Source organism: Pseudomonas sp. CCOS 191, from assembly GCF_001007005.1.
Lineage (GTDB): Bacteria > Pseudomonadota > Gammaproteobacteria > Pseudomonadales > Pseudomonadaceae > Aquipseudomonas > Aquipseudomonas soli.
This window is the reverse complement of record NZ_LN847264.1, coordinates 1,950,001-1,967,974: the sequence shown is the minus strand read 5'-3', so window position 1 is coordinate 1,967,974 and position 17,974 is coordinate 1,950,001. Positions and strand designations below refer to the sequence as shown.

The following is a 17,974-nucleotide window of genomic DNA, read 5'->3' as shown; positions in this document are numbered from 1 at the left end:
GGCACGTTCAGGCGGTCGCCAGCGCCGAAGTCGGCAGCCCGAAGATGCGGTCGAACGCCCAGTTGTAGACGAAGGTGTAGCACGGCACCAGGATGATGAATGCCAGATCCACCATCAACGCCTCCAGAAGGGTCATGTCCAGCCACCAGGCGATCAGCGGGATCAGGTACACCACCAGGGTCAGCTGGAAGCCGATGGCATGCGCTACCCGCCGCCCGAGGCTGCGACCGCGGGTGGCCTGGCGGCTCTCCCAGCACTCGAACAGACTGTTGTAGATGAGGTTCCAGGCCATGGCGATGGTGGTGATCATCACTGCCAGGGGGCCGGTGTGCGAAGCCTGGGTGTCGGACAGGTAGGCCAGGCCCAGGGTCGACATGCACAGGCCGATCAGTTCATAGAAGGTCACGTAGACCAGTTTGCGTTTGAGTCCTTGCACGGGATTACCTTGTTGCGGATATGACGAAGGCGCGCAGAATGCATCAACAGGCTTGACAGAAAAAGTCGGCAGCTTTCAGATTTACTGAAAGGAGACTGCCATGAACTTTTCCAGCGATACCATCCTGCTGTTTCTCGCCGTGCTCGACCGCGGCTCGTTCTCGGCTGCCGCGCGGGCGCTCGGGCGCGTACCCTCGGCGGTGAGCATGGCCATCGGCAACCTCGAGGCGGAGCTTGGCTACCCGCTGTTCGAGCGTGGGTCGCGGGAGGCACGCCCGACCGCCCAGGCCCAGGCCCTGGAGCCCCATGCCCGGTTGATCGCCGAACAGCTGGGGCTGTTGGAGGTGCATGCGCTGGAGCTGTCGCGAGGGCTGGAAAGCAGCCTGGCCATCGCCGTGGTGCCGGATATCGACCAGCGCCCGTTGCTCGGGGCCATCACCCGCCTGGGCGGGCGCTACCCGCTGCTGGATATCGAACTGCTCGCCGCCCCGCAGGAAGAGGCCCTGCAACTGCTCGACAGTGGCCGGGTACGCCTGTGCCTGGCCTTCGCCGGGCTGCAGGTGGACCCGCGACGCAGCTTCCAGCACATCGCCCTGGAGTCGCTGGTGGCCACCCTGTCGCCACACCACCCCGCGCTGCGCGAAGGTCGCATCCGCAACCTTGAGGACCTGGTCAACCTGCGCCAGATCCTGGTGTGCAGCCGCGACCTGCCGTTGAGCGATCCCCGCTCGCTGATCGGCACCTCGCACTGGCGCACCGACAGCCTGGACTTGGCCCTGCAGATGGTCGAGGCCGGACTGGGCTGGGGCGACCTGCCGCTGGCGCGGGTGGCGCCGCTGCTGGCGGACGGGCGCCTGGTGCGCCTGCAGTTTCAGAACACCCGCAACGAACTGCAACTGCCAGTGAACGCCTTCTGGCTCAAGCAGCAACCCCTCGGCCAGGCGGCCAGGACGTTGGTGAGCCTGTTGGCATCGAAATGATTTGTCACGCTGTCAGGACAATTCGGCCAACTGCTGCGACATTTAGTCTTTCAACATTTTTCAGAATCGGCCGATAGCGTTGCAACAGGCTCCGCCACTCGTGCCACAAGCACGCGGCGCCCTCCTTTCACTGGCTCAAGGTCTCGAAACATGAACCTGAAATTCCGCCACAAGATCCTGCTCAGTGCCTGCGCCGTCGTGGTACTGGCGTTTGCCCTGTTCACCCTCTACAACGACTACCTGCAACGCAACACCATCCGCCAGAACATCGAGTCTTCGGTGCGCCAGGCCGGTGCACAGACCGCCAGCAGCGTGCAGAACTGGATGAGCGGACGCATCCTGGTCCTGGAAAACCTGGCCCAGGACATCGCCCAGCAAGGCGCCGGCAGCAATGTGCCGGGCCTGGTCGACCAGCCGTCGTACACCAGCAACTTCCAGTTCACCTATTTCGGCCAGAACACCGGCCTGTTCACCCAGCGCCCCGATGCCAAGATGCCTGACGGCTACGACCCGCGTCAGCGCCCCTGGTACACCCAGGCCGTGGCCGCCAACCAGACGATGCTGACCCCGCCCTACATGGCCGCAGTGGGTGGCCTGGTGGTGACCATCGCCATGCCGGTCAAGGCCAAGTCCAGCGGCGAGCTGATCGGCGTGGTCGGCGGCGACCTGAGCCTGAACACCCTGGTCGACATCATCAACGCCGTCGACTTCGGCGGCCTTGGCCACGCCTTCCTGGTCGACCGCAATGGCCAGGTGATCGTCAGCCCGGACAAGGACCGGGTGATGAAGAACCTCAAGGACATCTACCCAGGCTCCCCGCTGCGTGTCGAATCCGGCATCCAGGAAGTCAGCCTCGACGGCAAGGACCGCATCATCTCCTTCGCTCCGGTGGACGGCCTGCCGTCGGCGCAGTGGTACATCGGCCTGTCGATCGATAAAGAAAAAGCCTACGCCCCGCTGAGCCAGTTCCGTACCTCGGCCATCATCGCCATGCTCATCGCCGTGGCCGTCATCGCCGGCCTGCTCGGCCTGCTGATCCCGGTACTGATGCGCCCGCTGACCACCATGGGCCGCGCCATGCAGGACATCGCCGAAGGCGAAGGCGACCTGACCCGCCGCCTGACCGTCGAGCAGAAGGACGAGTTCGGCGAGCTGGCCACCTCGTTCAACCGTTTCGTCGAGCGTATCCACGCCTCGATCAGCGAAGTGTCCTCGGCCACCCGCCTGGTGCATGACCTGTCGGAAAAGGTCGTGGTCGCCTCCAATGCCTCGCTCACCGGTTCCGAAGAGCAGAGCATGCGCACCAACAGCGTCGCCGCGGCGATCAACGAGCTGGGCGCCGCCACCCAGGAAATCGCCCGCAACGCCGCCGACGCCTCGCAGCACGCCAGCGGCGCCAGCGAACAGGCCAACGGTGGCCGCCAGGTGGTCGAAGAGGCGATCAGCGCCATGACCGCCCTGTCCGAGCGCATCAGCGAGTCTTGCGAGCAGATCGAGACCCTCAACGCCAGCACCGACGAAATCGGCAAGATCCTCGACGTGATCAAGGGCATCTCCCAGCAGACCAACCTGCTGGCGCTCAACGCCGCCATCGAGGCCGCCCGTGCCGGTGAAGCCGGGCGTGGTTTCGCCGTGGTTGCCGACGAAGTGCGCAACCTGGCCCACCGCACCCAGGAATCGGCCGAAGAGATCCACCGCATGATCACCAGCCTGCAGGTCGGCTCGCGTGAGGCGGTGCACACCATGAACACCAGCCAGGTTTCCAGCGAAGAGACCGTGCAGGTGGCCAACGAGGCCGGTGAGCGCCTGGCCAGTGTCACCCAGCGTATCGGCGAGATCGACGGCATGAACCAATCGGTGGCCACCGCCACCGAAGAGCAGACCGCCGTGGTCGAGAGCCTGAACCTGGACATCACCCAGATCAACGCGCTGAACCAGCAAGGGGTGGAGAACCTCAACGACACCCTGCGCCACTGCGACGCCCTGAGCCAGCAGGCCGGGCGCCTGAAGCAACTGGTGGGCAGCTTCCGCATCTGACCTGCCGCCCGCTCCTGCACGTATTGCAGGAGCGGGCTCCCTCCGCGATCACGCCTTCGATCACATCGGCGAATGCGCAGGCATTCTTCAGCTACTCCTTACTCGCCGACGAACGCCTGCACCTCGATCTCCACATCGACCCCCAATGCCAGCGCCGATGCCACCGTCGAACGCACCGGTAGCGCTGCGCCAAAGAACTCTTTGTAGACCTCGTTGAAGCCGGCGAAATGGCTCATGTCCGACAGCCATACCGTGCATTTCACCACTTGGTCGAAACGCGCCCCACTCACTGCCAGGCTCTCGGCGATACGTTCGCAGGCCGCTCGTGTCTGTGTCTGGATATCACCGCGTACCACTTCACCACTGGAGCTCATCGGCACCTGGCCGGACAGGAACAGGAAGCCCCCGGCCTTCACTGCACGGGAAAAAGGGAACGGCAGGCTGCTGGGAAAACGCTGGATGTCATTGCTCATGGAACGCTCCTTTCATGGTTGGCTGAATCGTGCCTGGGACAGTCGAGCGGGCCTGCTCCTGGTAAACCCACTCTGGTTAACCGTGGATTTTCAGGAGCGTACCGCCACAACGTGGTTATAACCTAATAACGAACAAGTCTATTTGGCTATAAAAAAATCTATATGCTGGCACTCATCCGATCACGGGCAAGCTGGGCGTCGAGTAGCGTATGGATGTAGGTTCTTTCGGTTTCACCCTTGCGGGCCTGATCGTAGGCTTCATCGTCGGCATGACCGGCGTCGGCGGCGGTTCGCTGATGACCCCGATCCTGCTGTGGTTCGGCATCAACCCGGCCACCGCCGTGGGCACCGACCTGCTCTATGCCGCCATCACCAAAGCCAGCGGCGTCTGGGTGCATGGCCGCAACAAGAACATCGACTGGAAGATCACCGGCTGGCTGAGCCTGGGCAGCGTCCCGGCCGCCGCGCTGACCCTGTGGTTCCTCAGCACCCTGCACGCCGACACCTCGGCGCTAAACGCCATCATCAAGCAGGGCCTGGCGGTGGTGCTGATCCTCACCGCCCTGGCGATCCTGTTCAAGTCGCGCCTGCAGGCCTTCGCCAGCAAGCACGCCGGCGACCACTACCACCTCAGCGACCGTACCCTGAACATCCTCACCGTGATCACCGGCGTAGTGTTAGGCGTGATGGTCACCCTCACCTCCATCGGCGCTGGCGCGCTGGGCACCGTGGCGCTGTTCCTGCTCTACCCGTTCCTGGTCACCCGCCGCCTGGTCGGCACCGAGATCGCCCACGCCGTGCCGCTGACCCTGGTGGCCGGCCTGGGTCATGCCGGCATGGGCAACATGGACTGGTCGCTGCTGGGCTACCTGCTGCTGGGCTCGCTGCCGGGGATCTACCTGGGCAGCCACCTGACCGGGCGCATCTCCGACCGCGTGCTGCGACCTTGCCTGGCGACCATGCTGCTATTGATCGGCTACAAGCTGGCGTTCTGAGCCACGCCTGACTGATAGCGGGCGCTACGCGCCCATCGCCGGCAAGCCGGCTCCCACAGGTACTGCGCATGATTTGCAGCCAACGCTGAACTGTGGGAGCCGGCTTGCCGGCGATGCGGCGCGTCAGCGGCGCCTATGGGCACTTGGCTCGCCTCGACCTACTCCTGCACACGCCATAGCACCGGCCAGAACTGCGGTTTCACATACCCGCAGCGATCAAGCCGCGCCACGCGCTCGAGGCGCATGCGCTCACCGTCATAACGCCACTGCTGGATCACCCCGCAACCACGCTCTACCTGGCTTTTGTCAGCGGCAAACAATTGGCCGCTCTGCGCATCGAACGCTACATAGCCACTCAGACGCGGCGCCAGCAACGGCGTCGGCGCCTCGAAGGCCATTTCGCTGATCTGGTAGGGCGCGGCGCGGGACACCCGATACAGGAAATTGGCGCAGAACTCGCCACTGCACCCCACGTTGAGAATGACCAGGACATTGGCAGCGTCCAGCGGGTGCACCTCGTAATGGCTGTTGCTCATACCCGGCACATCGCCTTCGACATTCGCCTGGCGTTTTACCGTTCTGCCGATTTCATGGGCCTGCTCGTCGTTCATGCGCGGCGCTGCGACGAACTGTGGCAGCACCACGGTATCGGGAGCGCCAGGCACATCGGCAGCGGGCGCATCTCCCACTCTCACCAGGGCATCGGCATGCCCGCCCCGGCCCTGCACGGCATCGATGGCCAACAGCGCGCCACTGAGCCCCTGCAAGGACGCGACCAGCTCGCCATCCTCGGTCAATGAACTCAGGCGTGTACCGTTGCGCAATCGACGTATGAGCGCCAGTGCCTCATCGTCCTTCAGCAGCAGGTCGAAGTCGTATTCAAGCTGGATGCGCTGCCAGTTGGCCGACAGTGCCTGCCCATCGAGCAGCACCTGTTCCGCAAATGCCGGACCCACGCGCAGGGTCAGCTCGAGCGCGCCCTGTGGCCCCGCCTCGCGCCTGATGATGGTCTGCAGCCCGGCCATCAGGTCGTCGTCGATGGCCATTACCGCCGTGCAGGCACGGGTGTTGTCGCAGCCAACCGCCCAGTCCTTGATCTGCCGGTACATCGGCACCGCTTCGAGCGGTGCCTGGGCGTTCTCGGCCTGCACGACCGATGGCGTCATGAGCGTCAGCAGCAATGCCGCACGCGGGTGTTTCATCCATTGCATGGCGTTATCCCTGAAGTCCGTTTCATGCGTTCAGCCCTCACTGCGCCAGAGTACCGGCCAACTGTCGGTGCCCACTTCGGCACAGCGGTCCATCCGTGACAGCCTGAGCAAGCGCATACGCATGCCATCGTAGCGCCAGCTTTCCTCCACCCCGCAACTGCCGGGATAGTCGTCCTTGGCATAGCTGTGAAGCTCGCCTTTGCCAGGGTAGAAGTCGATGGCGTCGCGCATCCGGCTGATCACCACCGGGCTCGATGGCGCCTCGAACTCCAGCGGCCCAAGGGTGTAAGGCACTTCACGCGACACCTTGTACAGCGCGTAGAGGCAGTGGAAGTCATTGCAGTTGTAGCTGAGCAATGCCAGCGCATGCTGGTCGTCCAGGGCATGCAGCTCGAGCTTGGGAGCGACATCGTATTCGTTGATCAACTGGTTATCGGCGGCCGCCTTGGCCATCACCACCTGGGTGATGCCCGCCTGCTCCTGCGCGCCAAGGGCCGTAGCTGCCACAAAGGCCGGCACCTGTGGCTTGGCCGGAGTTGGCAACTGCGCATCGGCAACGCTGTCGCCGGGACGTATCAGCGCACTGTAGTGGCCGACCCGGCCCTGCACCGCATCCATCAGCAGCAAGGCGGCGCTCAGCCCCTGCAGCGAACTCACCCGCTCCCCTGGCCGGGTGTCGTCCACCAGGCGCTGGCCATTGCGCAATTGGCGCAACACGGCATAGGCATCGGCGCCCTCCAGTTCCAGGGTGGTCTCGACACCGCGGGTCATGCGCCAGGGGGCGACCAGCAGCTGGCCGTCGAGCATGGGCTCGCCCGACCAGTCGGTGCTCCCCACCAGGGTCAGGTGCAGGTTGCCCCAGGCGCCCGCCTCACGTTGCACCAGCATGCCCACTCGCATCCGCTCCGGGTGATCGGCCAGGACCGCGGTGCAGAAACGCGTGTTGTCGCAACCTACAATCCAGTCCTTGATCTCCCGGTATACCGGTACCGGCTCTGGTTCCGCCGCGGCGGCCAGGCCCGACAGCAACGCCAGCCCCAGGGCCAGCCAGTTCCATGTTGTTGCGCGCATCGTGCTGCATTCCTGTCTTGGCTGTGAAAGCCTCGTTCCAGAGGCGGCGCAATGATTCCACAGTTCAACGGCCAGGTGCGCAAAATCGGCAGTGGTGATTGCGCCGCCTGATCTGGCAGTATCGAATGCCCTAACGCCAGAGCCGCCGTCATGCCCGCTACCGTCAGCCCGTTGCTGCTTGCCCTGCGCGAAGGTACCCGCGCCTGCCACCAAAGGCTGGAAGCGCGGCTGCCTTTCTTCAGCGAGGGCTTCGACCGCGCGGCCTATGCCGACCTGCTCGGGGCCTACCACGGCTTTCATGCCCCACTGGATTTACTGCTGGGCGCCTACCAGAGCGCCGAACGCCACAAGACACCCACCCTGTCACGCGACCTGGGCGCCCTGGCCATCGACATCGAAGCGCTGCCCCGCTGCCACGCCCTGCCTCGCATCGATGACGAAGCCAGTGCGCTTGGGGTGATGTATGTACTGGAAGGCTCCACGCTCGGTGGCCAGGTGCTCAAGCGGGCCATGGCCGAACGCCTGGGTATCGACGCCGACAACGGCGGTGCATTCCTCGACGTCTACGGCGCGCTGACCGGCGCACGCTGGCGCAGCTTCCTCGAGCGGCTGGCTGCCGCTACCCCGGAGCCGACCGCCCAGGCCCGGACGGTAGAAGCCGCTGTAGACACCTTCATCTGCTTCGAACAGTGGCTCGAAGAACGACGGGTACTGGCCTGCTGAACTCCTTCACCGACGGCACTGGTGCAACAGCGACGTTACCAGTGGCGTCATCGCGATGGCCACCGCGCACAAGCCACCGCACAACAGCGCAAAGCCCAGCGCCCGCAACGGGTGCAAGGTATTGAAGAACGCCAGTACCAGCAGCACCAGCACCAGCGCCAGCCAGTAGCGAACTGCCGCCCTTGGAATGGCCACCATCAGCAGGTTGAAGAGCACGAAGGCGTAGAACACCAACATCGTCGCCAAGCCGACGCTGACACCTCGCGCCATCGGCGGGCCGACATGCTGCCGGTACAGATCGAAGCCCAGGCTCAAGATAAAGGGAAAAGCCACACACACCAGTGCGTGCAGCAGGAAGCGGGAAAGCAACGGCAACATTCGTCCTTGATCCTGGTGTCGGCCAAGGGTTGTGTATGGCCGTAAATGAAGGAGACGAATTTAAGGGGGCAGACATTCTGGCACAAGCCTGGGAGAACCGGGCCGCACCTGCGGCCCTTCTACCAGAGCGCTAGTCTGGCTCATCGTAAGTGACCCGGCCCAATGACCAGGGCTCTACGATTTCACTCACAATGTTGCGCAGCAATGACCCCCATCCTTTCCGATTGTGTGCACCGGGCCCCATCAGCCTCAGCATCAAGTACTCGTCCAGATACTCGTCATAGGCATAAATAAGCCAATAGTCGCTTTCGGGATCATCGACGCGATGTGTTCGACGAAATGGCTCGTCGATTGACGCCCAACGCAACATAACCGGTTGCGACATGGCCAGATGGATATGGTAAAGCTGGAATTTATCCTCGAGTGGTGCGTCCCTACCAAACGTCTTTGGCTGAATTCCACCGACTTTGTAGGCATGGAAATCGACATAGAGATCGTACCAATCTTCAAATCCCAGCTTGAACAGCTCAGAGACTTTGACAGACGGCACGGCCCCTCACTTGGTTACAGGCAGCTTTCCATGCTTTTCGACATAATCAAGCAGTGCCTCGCTTGAACGGGCACCTTGGCGAAGGACCTCTTCGTCACTTTTGCCACTTCGCTTTTGCTTGGGAACAAAGGTATTGTCCTGCTTTGCTGGCGCGTATCGAGCCATGACTACCTCCAGTACGCTGATGAATTGATGCTACGTGCTCCGGCCGTCGGCCTCAAATGTCTTGCGACTATCGGAGGCCCCTGCACTCGCCACAACCGAAAGCGTAGTTCGCCACTCCAGCCACTGGCCGTGGGATTTGCAACAGATCCTTTCATCACGCCCTGCACCATACTGTCGAACACCACCCTTCTGCGAGCCCCGACATGAACGTCATTGCCTGTGATCTGCACCACCTGGACACCGCCGCGGACCTCTTCAACCAGTACCGGATGTTCTACCAGGAGGCGGATGACCTCCCCGCTTCCCGTGCATTCCTCAAGGCCAACCTCGAAACCGGCAACTCGCGGATCTACCTGCTGCTGGACGACGAGGGTCAGGCCATCGCCTTTGCCCAGCTGTACCCGGCCACCTGCTCGCTGGCGATGAAGCGCTTCTACTGGCTGTATGACCTGTTCGTCGTCCCCCACGCCCGCAGGGGCGGTCATGCCCGTTACCTGATGCAGCAACTGATCGGGATCTTCCAGGCCGAGGGCGCGCAGCGGTTGAGCCTGGACACCGCCAGGAGCAACCTTGCCGCCCAGGCGCTGTATGAATCGCTGGGGTATGAGGCCGAGCAGGAATTCGTGACCTATCACAAGGTGCTTGATTGCTGAGGCTTGCCTGGGTGTTCGAAGGGAGACTGGCAGAGTCTTTGAGACCGAGCGCCGCCCGCGCGGCGCATCGCGGATGAATCCGCTCCTACATTTGCTGCAACGTACCGAACCTGTGAGGCCATGGTTGCCAGCCTTGGCGCAAGGCTTGAGACAGGTGGGGCGGCAGCAATGCCCACCGAAAAATCGCGTCGAGCAACAAGGCTAACAACCATGGCCTATCAGGCATGGCCACGTTGCAACCAATGTAGGAGCGGATTCATCCGCGATGCGCCGCGCGGGCGGCGCTCGGTCTGATAGGCGCTGCAAGGATTGCGGCGGGCACCTGGCGCCCCTCATACGGTCAACAATCTTGGCGCCGAAAACTCCTGAGCGAGCCGATCAACCCCGCTCTATCCCATCAAGCACCGCCGACGCCAGCGCAAGCCCCTTCTCCAGCGAGTTCTCCGTCGCCACCAGCAGGCTGCGCAGTGGTTCGCTGGCTTTTTCCAGGGCCATGGCATTGGTTTCGTAGGCCGCCTGCAACGCCGCTACCGCGCATACGAGTGCATCCTCGCCATCAATCCCCGCATGCACCGAGAACATCGGTGGATGAGCGTCGTGGCAAGTGCCGAAATGGGCGTGGGCCGTGGTCGGCCGGGAGGTTCGAGTGGTGGTATCGAGGGTCATGGGCGAACCTCCCGGGGCAAGGCGCGGGGTGGATCGGGCACGATTTTCAGCATGGTTCAGCACTCCTGTACCGTCATGGGAAAACTGCCTGAATTCGCTTGCACTCGAATAGGTGGCAGCCATACGCAGGTGTGCAAGACCGAGGGTACAGGAACTCGGCAGGCCCGAGGACCTCCCACGCATAGCCGCCATTGAAGGACCCGAACCGCAGACTGCCGGCAAGGCTCAAAAGCGCTTTCACGTTGTACCTGAACGGGCTTGCACACCCTGTCGCTGAATTGGCAACGACAGGGCGAGACTAAGGAATGCGGCTGGCCAGAACAACAGCTGAAAGGGCGCAAAAGCATGCTTGGGAAACGTCCTACATGAAATAGGGAAAGTCTTAGTAATCCGCTTGCAATAACAGTTCTCACCTCATCGCGGGGCAAGCCCGCTCCCACGCCCCAACTGCTCTTTGCCCCGAAAGTCAGGACAATTTCTGAATTTCCTGTACACGAAATATCTACTAAAGATTTATATTCCGCCCGCCGAAACAGAAAAGGTAGCAAGTGGCCACCACCCTAACGAAGCGGCCATGTACACTCTTCACACTCACGGATGGGCGTCACGATGAAAATAAAAAACAAACTGATCCTGGCCTTCGTACTGGTGGCCTTCATCCCGGTCTCCCTGGTTGGCGGGATTTCGGTGCTGAACATCCGCAGCGAGGCGGTCGATCAGTTCCTCGACGGCAGCACCCGGGAAATTCGCCAGATCGACGGCAACATGCGCCAGTTCTTTGATGGCACGCTGCAGAACGTCGATCAGATGGCCAAGGATCCTGTATACACCTCGGTCACCTCGCTCAAGGACTACACCGGCGCCGATGCCGCCAGCCAGCCGATGCCCGAGGCTGCGCTACGGGTCATCGATGCCTTCGCCCGCTACGGCACCACTCACCCGGCAGCGGCGATCCTTTCAATCGGCCTGGAAGACGGCAGCTACGCCAAATGGCCGGATGACCCACAACTGGCCAAGTACGACCCGCGCACCCGCCCCTGGTACAAGGCCGCCATGGCCAGCCCGGACAAGACGGTGCGCACCGCCGCGTACTACTACGACAAGGACGACGTGGCCCTGGTCGGCACCGCCCGCGCGCTGCTCGACGCGGCCGGCAAGGCCAAGGGCGTGTTCGTGGTCAGCGTGTCGCTGAAGAACCTCACCGAGCTGGTCAAGAGCATCAAGCTGGGCGACAGCGGCTACGTGATGCTGATCGAGGACGGCACCGTGCTGGTCGACCCGCGCAACGCCGGGCACAGCTTCAAGCAGCTCAAGGACCTCGGCGCGCCGTACGCGGCGTTGGCCGCCACCGAGCAAGGCGCCACCGAGGTGGTGATCGATGGCGTGCGCTACATGGCCAATGTGTGGACCTCCCCAGGCCTGGGCTGGCGCTTCGTCGGGCTGATCGAGTACGACGAGGTCATGGCCGCGGCCACACGCATGACCTATGTCACGGCGGTGATCGTGGTGCTGCTGGCGCTGATCTTCGCCGGGGTGACGGCAGCGTTCTCGCGGGTGATCGTCAAGCCCATCGGCCAGGTGAGCACCGGCCTGCAGTCGATCGCCGAGGGTGAAGGCGACCTGCGCCGCGACCTGCAGGTCCAGGGCAAGGATGAAACCGCCGAGCTGGCCGGCTGGTTCAACAAGTTCCTCGCCGCCATCCGCCAGCTGATCCAGCGCATCGGCGCGGCCTCGACCAACCTGCACGAAGCCTCGCGCAGCAACAGCGAGATGGCCGGTAACATGAATGAGGCCGCCGGGCGCCAGCGCGAGGCGGTGGAGCTGGTGTCCACTGCATTCAACGAGATGGTCGCCACTGCCAACGAAGTGGCGCGTTCGTGCAGCAGCGCCGCAGATGCCGCCGAACAGGGTCACCGCCGCGTGGCCGAGGGCAAGCAGCAGATCGAAGCGACCACCGACAACGTCAATCGCCTGGGTCGACGCCTGAGCGAGTCGTCCCAGGCCATGGTCGAACTGGAAGAAGGCAGCCGCAGCATCAACCAGATCCTCGGCACCATCCGCGCCATCGCCGAGCAGACCAACCTGCTGGCGCTCAACGCCGCCATCGAGGCTGCACGGGCCGGCGACCAGGGCCGTGGTTTTGCCGTGGTGGCCGACGAGGTACGGGCGCTGGCCAAACGCACCGCCGACTCCACCGGCGAGATCGACCAGTTGCTCAATACCCTCGGCGGCAAGACCCATGAAGTTTCGCAGAAGATGGAAAGCTGCCTGGACTTGTCGCGGGCCAGCGTGTCATCGATCGAGAATGCCCGCGACAGCTTCGAAGGCATCCAGCTCTCGGTGAACGAGATCCGCGACCAGAACCTGCAGATTTCAGCGGCCGCCGAGGAGCAGCACAGCGTGGCCGAGGAAATCAACCGGCATATCCAGCAGATCTACGACGAGGCACGACTGGTAGAGGGGCTGGCCAGCTCTGCACAAACCGACTCTGGCAGGCTGGCACAGCTGTCGGATGAGCTGAACGGGTTGGTGGGGCGCTTCAAGTCGTAAGGCATCCAAAGCTGGGGCCGCCAGGCGGCCCTTTTGCCGCGGTTCGTCGCCACGACAAGTCGGTTCTCCACAGGGGATGCTGCACCGCGATGGCGTCAACCCGCCCTGGGCAGATCGGCCAACACGCCTTCGATCTCCCCTAGCACCGCCGGATCATCCAGCGTCGATGGCGCCGTGTAGTCCTGGCCATCGGCGATCTTGCGCAGCACCGCCCGCAGGATCTTGCCAGAGCGGGTCTTGGGCAGGCGCTTGACCAGGCGCACGCGGTTGAAGCAGGCCAGTGCGCCGATCTGTTCGCGCACATCCGCCACCAATTCGCCCTGCAGTTGCGCCTCGCCAATGCCCTGCCCGTCCTTGAGCACCACCAGCGCCAATGGCACCTGGCCCTTGATCTCGTCGTGCACACCAATCACCGCGCACTCGGCCACCGCCGGATGACGCGCCACCAGGTCCTCCATTTCCCCGGTCGACAAGCGATGCCCCGAGACATTGATCACGTCATCGGTGCGCCCCATGATGTAGACGAAGCCGTCTTCATCCAGGTAGCCGCCGTCGCCGGTGTGGTAGTAACCGGGGTAGCTCTGCAGGTAGGCCTGCAGGTAACGTTGGTGATCGCCCCAGAGCGTCTGGCTGCAACCCGGTGGCAACGGCAGGGCGATCACGATGGCGCCCTGCTGATTGGGCCCCAACGGCTTGCCTTCGTCATCCAGCACCTGAACGTGGTACCCCGGCACCGCCCGGTTGCTCGAGCCCGGCCGCGCCGCGCTGCCTTCGAGCCCGACACAGGGCGCGGTCACCGGCCAGCCGGTCTCGGTCTGCCACCAATGGTCGTGCACCGGCTTGCCGCTGACCCGCTCGAGCCATTCATGGGTACTGGAGTCGAGTTTCTCCCCGGCCAGGAACAGCTGGCGCAACGAATCGAGATTGTGGCGGCGGATCAGCGCGCCTTCCGGGTCTTCCTTGCGGATGGCGCGCATGGCGGTGGGCGCGCAGAACAAGCCATTGACCTGGTATTGTTCCACCACCCGCCAGTAGGCCGAGGCGTCCGGCGTGCGGATCGGCTTGCCCTCGTAGAACACCGTGGTGCACCCGTTCATCAGTGGCCCGTACACGATCAGCGAATGGCCCACCACCCAGCCGACGTCAGAGATCCCCCACCACACGTCTCCTGCTCGCATGCCGTATACATGACGCATGGCATAACACAACGCCACTGCGTTGCCGCCGTTTTCGCGGACGATACCCTTGGGTTTGCCGGTGGTGCCGGAGGTGTACATGATGTACAGCGGATCGCCGGCGTCCAGTTCAACGGGGGCGACCGGCGCGGCCCCGAGCAAGGCCTGCTGCCAGTCCAGATCACGCCCGGGCTGCAGTTCGGCGCTCGCCTGCGGGCGCTGCAACACCAGCACATGCCGCGGTTGGTGGCGAGCCAGCTGCAGGGCGCGATCGACCAGCGGCTTGTACTCGATCACACGGTCGAACTCCAGGCCGCAGGAAGCCGTCAGCAGCAGGGCCGGCCGTGCATCGTCGATGCGCAGGGCCAGCTCGTTCGCGGCGAAGCCGCCGAACACTACGGAATGCACCGCACCAATGCGGGCGCAGGCGAGCATGGCCATGGCGGCCTGGGGCACCATCGGCATGTAGATGATCACGCCGTCACCCTTGCGCACACCCAACGAACGCAACAGACCCGCCAAGCGGGCTACTTCATCACGCAGCTGGTGATAGGTGAACGTCTGTTGCACGCCAGTCACTGGCGAGTCGTAGATCAGCGCCCGTTGTTCACCGAGCCCCTGCTCGATCTGATGGTCAAGGGCCAGGTAGCAACTGTTGAGGCGGCCATCGGCGAACCAACGGTGGGTACCATCGGCGTTCTGCTGCAAGGTGACGGTCGGCTTGCGCTGCCAGGCGAGCTGTTCGGCCTGGGCCTGCCAGAAGCTGGCGGGTTCGGAAATGGAATGGGCGTAGCTGTGCTGATAGGTCATTGGTTCGCAACCCGGTACTTGTTGTTATAGAAGGGCGAATCTTGAGTATGGACCCGGGCCGGCCAGCCGCCATCGGACTTAAGTCGCAACCCATATGCACATTTGCCGCACCCAAGCGCCTACAATGGCCGGTCACGTTTAGCGAACAATCCCATGCATACCCTCGAAGACCTCCGCGCCGGTCGCCTGCACGGCATCACGCGACTGAATCTCTGCCAGAACCTCACCCATTTTCCCCAGGAGATCTTCGCACTTGGCGACAGCCTCGAAGTGCTCGATCTGAGCGGCAACAGGCTGAGCGAACTGCCCGAGGACCTGCACCGCCTGAACCGGCTCAAGGTGCTGTTCTGCTCCAACAATCAGTTCACCCACCTGCCCCACGCCATCGGCAGCTGCAAGACCCTGGAAACCGTAGGTTTCAGAAGTAACCGCATCAGCCGGGTCGATGCCCAGGCCTTGCCACACTCGCTACGCTCACTGGTGCTCACCGACAACGTGTTGGAGCAATTGCCCGAGGCACTGGGGGACTGCGCACACCTGCAAAAGCTCATGCTTGCCGGCAATCGCCTCACCGACCTGCCCGCCAGCCTGGCGCGCTGCCACCGCCTGGAACTGCTGCGCATCGCCAGCAACCGCCTGGGCGCCCTACCCGACTGGTTGCTGCTCATGCCACGTCTGGCCTGGCTGGCCTATGCGGACAATCCAATGCCCCATGGCTTTGTCGCACCGGCCACGGATGGCCATTGCCCTGCCCTTCACTGGCAGGATATCCAGCTAGAAGAAGAGCTTGGCCGTGGCGCCTCAGGGGTGATTCACCGCGCCCACTGGCATGGTCAGGAAGCGCCGGTTGCGGTCAAGCTGTACAAGGGTGCAATCACCAGCGACGGTTCGCCGTTGGCGGAGATGAGCGCCTGTATCGCCGCCGGCCACCATCCACAGCTGGTACGCCTGGCTGGGCGCATTGACGATCATCCAGATCAGTTGCCCGCCTTGGTGATGCAACTGATCGACGCGCATTGGTTGAACCTGGCCGGCCCGCCTAGCCTCGACAGTTGCACCCGCGACCGCTACCCGGCGGACCGGCAGTTGACCAAGTCGGCCCTGCATCGCCTTGTCAGAGGTATTGCCTCGGTCTGTGCTCACCTGCATGGATGTGGCTTGAGCCATGGTGATCTGTACGCCCACAACATCCTGTTCGACGAAGATGGCCAGTGCCTGCTGGGCGACTTCGGCGCCGCCTCGTTCCACCCTCAGGAGCAAAGTCTTGCGGCATCGGCCCTCGAGCGACTGGAAGCGAGGGCATTTGGCATTCTTGTGGAGGAATTGCTGGCGTGCTGCGACGAGCAGGACACAACACTGAAGCAACTGGCTGAACGCTGCCAGCAGGCCGACGTATTGGCCCGTCCTGCCTTCAATGAGTTGGTGGCGCTGCTTGGAGATCGTCACTGACAAGGCGATGAAGCCTGGCCTGAATATTCGTGGGAGCGGCGTTCCAACAAGCCCGCTCCCACAACGGAGGAGGTTGACTTGCCAAACGCGCAAAAGACAAAACCCCTACCTGCTCGCGCAGATAGGGGTTTTGCGAAATGAATCTTGACGATGACCTACTCTCACATGGGGAAACCCCACACTACCATCGGCGATGCATCGTTTCACTACTGAGTTCGGGATGGGATCAGGTGGTTCCAATGCTCTATGGTCGTCAAGAAATTCGGTTGCCAGTACGTCTTTGCAGACATGCCAGCCAATTCGGATATGTGATCTTTGTGGTTCGTCGCGAACTTTCGGTTCGTTTCGTCTTCACCACCGCAATCTGCGTTAGCAAATTGCTTGGGTGTTATATGGTCAAGCCTCACGGGCAATTAGTATTGGTTAGCTCAACGCCTCACAGCGCTTACACACCCAACCTATCAACGTCGTAGTCTTCGACGGCCCTTCAGGGAGCTCAAGGCTCCAGTGAGATCTCATCTTGAGGCAAGTTTCCCGCTTAGATGCTTTCAGCGGTTATCTCTTCCGAACATAGCTACCCGGCAATGCCACTGGCGTGACAACCGGAACACCAGAGGTTCGTCCACTCCGGTCCTCTCGTACTAGGAGCAGCCCCTCTCAAATCTCAAACGTCCACGGCAGATAGGGACCGAACTGTCTCACGACGTTCTAAACCCAGCTCGCGTACCACTTTAAATGGCGAACAGCCATACCCTTGGGACCGGCTTCAGCCCCAGGATGTGATGAGCCGACATCGAGGTGCCAAACACCGCCGTCGATATGAACTCTTGGGCGGTATCAGCCTGTTATCCCCGGAGTACCTTTTATCCGTTGAGCGATGGCCCTTCCATACAGAACCACCGGATCACTAAGACCTACTTTCGTACCTGCTCGACGTGTGTGTCTCGCAGTCAAGCGCGCTTTTGCCTTTATACTCTACGACCGATTTCCGACCGGTCTGAGCGCACCTTCGTACTCCTCCGTTACTCTTTGGGAGGAGACCGCCCCAGTCAAACTACCCACCATACACTGTCCTCGATCCGGATAACGGACCTGAGTTAGAACCTCAAGGTTGCCAGGGTGGTATTTCAAGGATGGCTCCATGAGAACTGGCGTCCCCACTTCAAAGCCTCCCACCTATCCTACACAAGCAAGCTCAAAGTCCAGTGCAAAGCTATAGTAAAGGTTCACGGGGTCTTTCCGTCTAGCCGCGGATACACTGCATCTTCACAGCGATTTCAATTTCACTGAGTCTCGGGTGGAGACAGCGCCGCCATCGTTACGCCATTCGTGCAGGTCGGAACTTACCCGACAAGGAATTTCGCTACCTTAGGACCGTTATAGTTACGGCCGCCGTTTACCGGGGCTTCGATCAAGAGCTTCGCTTGCGCTAACCCCATCAATTAACCTTCCGGCACCGGGCAGGCGTCACACCCTATACGTCCACTTTCGTGTTTGCAGAGTGCTGTGTTTTTAATAAACAGTCGCAGCGGCCTGGTATCTTCGACCGGCGTGGGCTTACGCAGCAAGTGCTTCACCCTCACCGGCGCACCTTCTCCCGAAGTTACGGTGCCATTTTGCCTAGTTCCTTCACCCGAGTTCTCTCAAGCGCCT

Annotated in this window: 16 protein-coding genes, 2 rRNA genes and 1 pseudogene (1 of these 19 cut by a window edge); 8 read left to right on the top strand and 11 right to left on the bottom strand. The window is 62.4% G+C overall.

Features of this window, described 5'->3' with window-relative positions; all coding sequences use genetic code 11:
• Nucleotides 1-7 precede the first annotated feature (7 nt).
• Nucleotides 8-436 (bottom strand): PACE efflux transporter, encoded by a 429-nt coding sequence (locus CCOS191_RS08855; protein WP_046854869.1) that lies wholly within the window; start codon nucleotides 434-436, stop codon nucleotides 8-10.
• A 100-nt stretch (nucleotides 437-536) separates the two neighbouring features.
• Between CCOS191_RS08855 and CCOS191_RS08850 the strand changes: the two genes are divergently transcribed.
• The 3 genes and pseudogenes from CCOS191_RS08850 to CCOS191_RS28680 all read left to right on the top strand — a co-directional run bounded on the left by CCOS191_RS08850 (nucleotide 537) and on the right by CCOS191_RS28680 (nucleotide 3,452).
• Nucleotides 537-1,415, top strand: coding sequence for a LysR family transcriptional regulator (locus CCOS191_RS08850; protein WP_046854868.1), 879 nt, complete (start codon nucleotides 537-539; stop codon nucleotides 1,413-1,415).
• Nucleotides 1,416-1,565: 150 nt separating this feature from the next.
• Nucleotides 1,566-2,597 (top strand): annotated as a pseudogene (locus CCOS191_RS28685) (HAMP domain-containing protein); the annotation flags it as partial.
• A 114-nt stretch (nucleotides 2,598-2,711) separates the two neighbouring features.
• Nucleotides 2,712-3,452: a methyl-accepting chemotaxis protein gene (locus CCOS191_RS28680; protein WP_371918154.1), complete on the top strand. Its 741-nt coding sequence runs from the start codon at nucleotides 2,712-2,714 to the stop codon at nucleotides 3,450-3,452.
• A gap of 98 nt (nucleotides 3,453-3,550) precedes the next feature.
• Here CCOS191_RS28680 and CCOS191_RS08840 read toward each other — a convergent pair whose 3' ends face one another.
• Nucleotides 3,551-3,925 (bottom strand): RidA family protein, encoded by a 375-nt coding sequence (locus CCOS191_RS08840; protein ID WP_046854866.1) that lies wholly within the window; start codon nucleotides 3,923-3,925, stop codon nucleotides 3,551-3,553.
• 209 nt (nucleotides 3,926-4,134) lie between these two features.
• Here CCOS191_RS08840 and CCOS191_RS08835 point away from each other — a divergent pair, with 209 nt between their 5' ends.
• Complete coding sequence (locus CCOS191_RS08835; protein WP_046854865.1) at nucleotides 4,135-4,920, top strand: sulfite exporter TauE/SafE family protein; 786 nt, start codon at nucleotides 4,135-4,137, stop codon at nucleotides 4,918-4,920.
• A 158-nt stretch (nucleotides 4,921-5,078) separates the two neighbouring features.
• On the opposite strand, the gene CCOS191_RS08830 is transcribed toward CCOS191_RS08835, so the two are convergent.
• Entirely contained in the window at nucleotides 5,079-6,131 is a 1,053-nt protein-coding gene (locus CCOS191_RS08830) for a DUF1176 domain-containing protein (RefSeq protein ID WP_046854864.1), read from the bottom strand.
• Between the two features lie 30 nt (nucleotides 6,132-6,161).
• Complete coding sequence (locus tag CCOS191_RS08825; RefSeq protein ID WP_046854863.1) at nucleotides 6,162-7,202, bottom strand: DUF1176 domain-containing protein; 1,041 nt, start codon at nucleotides 7,200-7,202, stop codon at nucleotides 6,162-6,164.
• Nucleotides 7,203-7,352: 150 nt separating this feature from the next.
• Between CCOS191_RS08825 and CCOS191_RS08820 the strand changes: the two genes are divergently transcribed.
• Nucleotides 7,353-7,925 carry a biliverdin-producing heme oxygenase gene (locus CCOS191_RS08820; RefSeq protein ID WP_046854862.1) on the top strand — a complete coding sequence of 191 codons (573 nt, stop codon included), beginning with the start codon at nucleotides 7,353-7,355 and terminating at the stop codon, nucleotides 7,923-7,925.
• A 6-nt stretch (nucleotides 7,926-7,931) separates the two neighbouring features.
• On the opposite strand, the gene CCOS191_RS08815 is transcribed toward CCOS191_RS08820, so the two are convergent.
• From CCOS191_RS08815 to CCOS191_RS27850, 3 genes are all read right to left on the bottom strand, one after another.
• The gene (locus CCOS191_RS08815) at nucleotides 7,932-8,303 is read right to left on the bottom strand and encodes a hypothetical protein (RefSeq protein ID WP_046854861.1); all 372 of its coding nucleotides are present in this window, start codon (nucleotides 8,301-8,303) and stop codon (nucleotides 7,932-7,934) included.
• Between the two features lie 130 nt (nucleotides 8,304-8,433).
• Nucleotides 8,434-8,853 carry a type II toxin-antitoxin system YafO family toxin gene (locus tag CCOS191_RS27125; protein ID WP_046854860.1) on the bottom strand — a complete coding sequence of 140 codons (420 nt, stop codon included), beginning with the start codon at nucleotides 8,851-8,853 and terminating at the stop codon, nucleotides 8,434-8,436.
• 6 nt (nucleotides 8,854-8,859) lie between these two features.
• Nucleotides 8,860-9,018, bottom strand: coding sequence for a hypothetical protein (locus CCOS191_RS27850; protein WP_156177521.1), 159 nt, complete (start codon nucleotides 9,016-9,018; stop codon nucleotides 8,860-8,862).
• A gap of 203 nt (nucleotides 9,019-9,221) precedes the next feature.
• On the opposite strand from CCOS191_RS27850, the gene CCOS191_RS08805 reads away from it, so the two are divergent.
• Entirely contained in the window at nucleotides 9,222-9,671 is a 450-nt protein-coding gene (locus CCOS191_RS08805; protein WP_046854859.1) for a GNAT family N-acetyltransferase, read from the top strand.
• A gap of 378 nt (nucleotides 9,672-10,049) precedes the next feature.
• Here CCOS191_RS08805 and CCOS191_RS08800 read toward each other — a convergent pair whose 3' ends face one another.
• Nucleotides 10,050-10,337, bottom strand: coding sequence for a hypothetical protein (locus CCOS191_RS08800; RefSeq protein WP_046854858.1), 288 nt, complete (start codon nucleotides 10,335-10,337; stop codon nucleotides 10,050-10,052).
• 609 nt (nucleotides 10,338-10,946) lie between these two features.
• Between CCOS191_RS08800 and CCOS191_RS08795 the strand changes: the two genes are divergently transcribed.
• A complete protein-coding gene (locus CCOS191_RS08795; protein ID WP_046854857.1) occupies nucleotides 10,947-12,887 on the top strand; it encodes a methyl-accepting chemotaxis protein in 1,941 nt (646 codons plus the stop codon).
• A 95-nt stretch (nucleotides 12,888-12,982) separates the two neighbouring features.
• Here CCOS191_RS08795 and CCOS191_RS08790 read toward each other — a convergent pair whose 3' ends face one another.
• Nucleotides 12,983-14,872 (bottom strand): propionyl-CoA synthetase, encoded by a 1,890-nt coding sequence (locus CCOS191_RS08790; protein WP_046854856.1) that lies wholly within the window; start codon nucleotides 14,870-14,872, stop codon nucleotides 12,983-12,985.
• A 153-nt stretch (nucleotides 14,873-15,025) separates the two neighbouring features.
• On the opposite strand from CCOS191_RS08790, the gene CCOS191_RS08785 reads away from it, so the two are divergent.
• Nucleotides 15,026-16,321, top strand: coding sequence for a leucine-rich repeat-containing protein kinase family protein (locus CCOS191_RS08785; RefSeq protein ID WP_046854855.1), 1,296 nt, complete (start codon nucleotides 15,026-15,028; stop codon nucleotides 16,319-16,321).
• Nucleotides 16,322-16,463: 142 nt separating this feature from the next.
• On the opposite strand, the gene rrf is transcribed toward CCOS191_RS08785, so the two are convergent.
• A 5S ribosomal RNA gene (gene rrf, locus CCOS191_RS08780) occupies nucleotides 16,464-16,579 on the bottom strand.
• Between the two features lie 134 nt (nucleotides 16,580-16,713).
• A 23S ribosomal RNA gene (locus CCOS191_RS08775) occupies nucleotides 16,714-17,974 on the bottom strand; it runs 1,633 nt beyond the window's last position.

Bases quoted from the DNA above. Each gene is read 5' to 3' on its own strand.
- CCOS191_RS08850 (WP_046854868.1), top strand. From the start codon at position 537: ATGAACTTTTCCAGCGATACCATCCTGCTGTTTCTCGCCGTGCTCGAC.
- CCOS191_RS28680 (WP_371918154.1), top strand. From the start codon at position 2,712: ATGCGCACCAACAGCGTCGCCGCGGCGATCAACGAGCTGGGCGCCGCC.
- CCOS191_RS08840 (WP_046854866.1), bottom strand. From the start codon at position 3,925: ATGAGCAATGACATCCAGCGTTTTCCCAGCAGCCTGCCGTTCCCTTTT.
- CCOS191_RS08835 (WP_046854865.1), top strand. From the start codon at position 4,135: ATGGATGTAGGTTCTTTCGGTTTCACCCTTGCGGGCCTGATCGTAGGC.
- CCOS191_RS08830 (WP_046854864.1), bottom strand. From the start codon at position 6,131: ATGCAATGGATGAAACACCCGCGTGCGGCATTGCTGCTGACGCTCATG.
- CCOS191_RS08825 (WP_046854863.1), bottom strand. From the start codon at position 7,202: ATGCGCGCAACAACATGGAACTGGCTGGCCCTGGGGCTGGCGTTGCTG.
- CCOS191_RS08820 (WP_046854862.1), top strand. From the start codon at position 7,353: ATGCCCGCTACCGTCAGCCCGTTGCTGCTTGCCCTGCGCGAAGGTACC.
- CCOS191_RS08815 (WP_046854861.1), bottom strand. From the start codon at position 8,303: ATGTTGCCGTTGCTTTCCCGCTTCCTGCTGCACGCACTGGTGTGTGTG.
- CCOS191_RS27850 (WP_156177521.1), bottom strand. From the start codon at position 9,018: ATGGCTCGATACGCGCCAGCAAAGCAGGACAATACCTTTGTTCCCAAG.
- CCOS191_RS08805 (WP_046854859.1), top strand. From the start codon at position 9,222: ATGAACGTCATTGCCTGTGATCTGCACCACCTGGACACCGCCGCGGAC.
- CCOS191_RS08800 (WP_046854858.1), bottom strand. From the start codon at position 10,337: ATGACCCTCGATACCACCACTCGAACCTCCCGGCCGACCACGGCCCAC.
- CCOS191_RS08795 (WP_046854857.1), top strand. From the start codon at position 10,947: ATGAAAATAAAAAACAAACTGATCCTGGCCTTCGTACTGGTGGCCTTC.
- CCOS191_RS08790 (WP_046854856.1), bottom strand. From the start codon at position 14,872: ATGACCTATCAGCACAGCTACGCCCATTCCATTTCCGAACCCGCCAGC.
- CCOS191_RS08785 (WP_046854855.1), top strand. From the start codon at position 15,026: ATGCATACCCTCGAAGACCTCCGCGCCGGTCGCCTGCACGGCATCACG.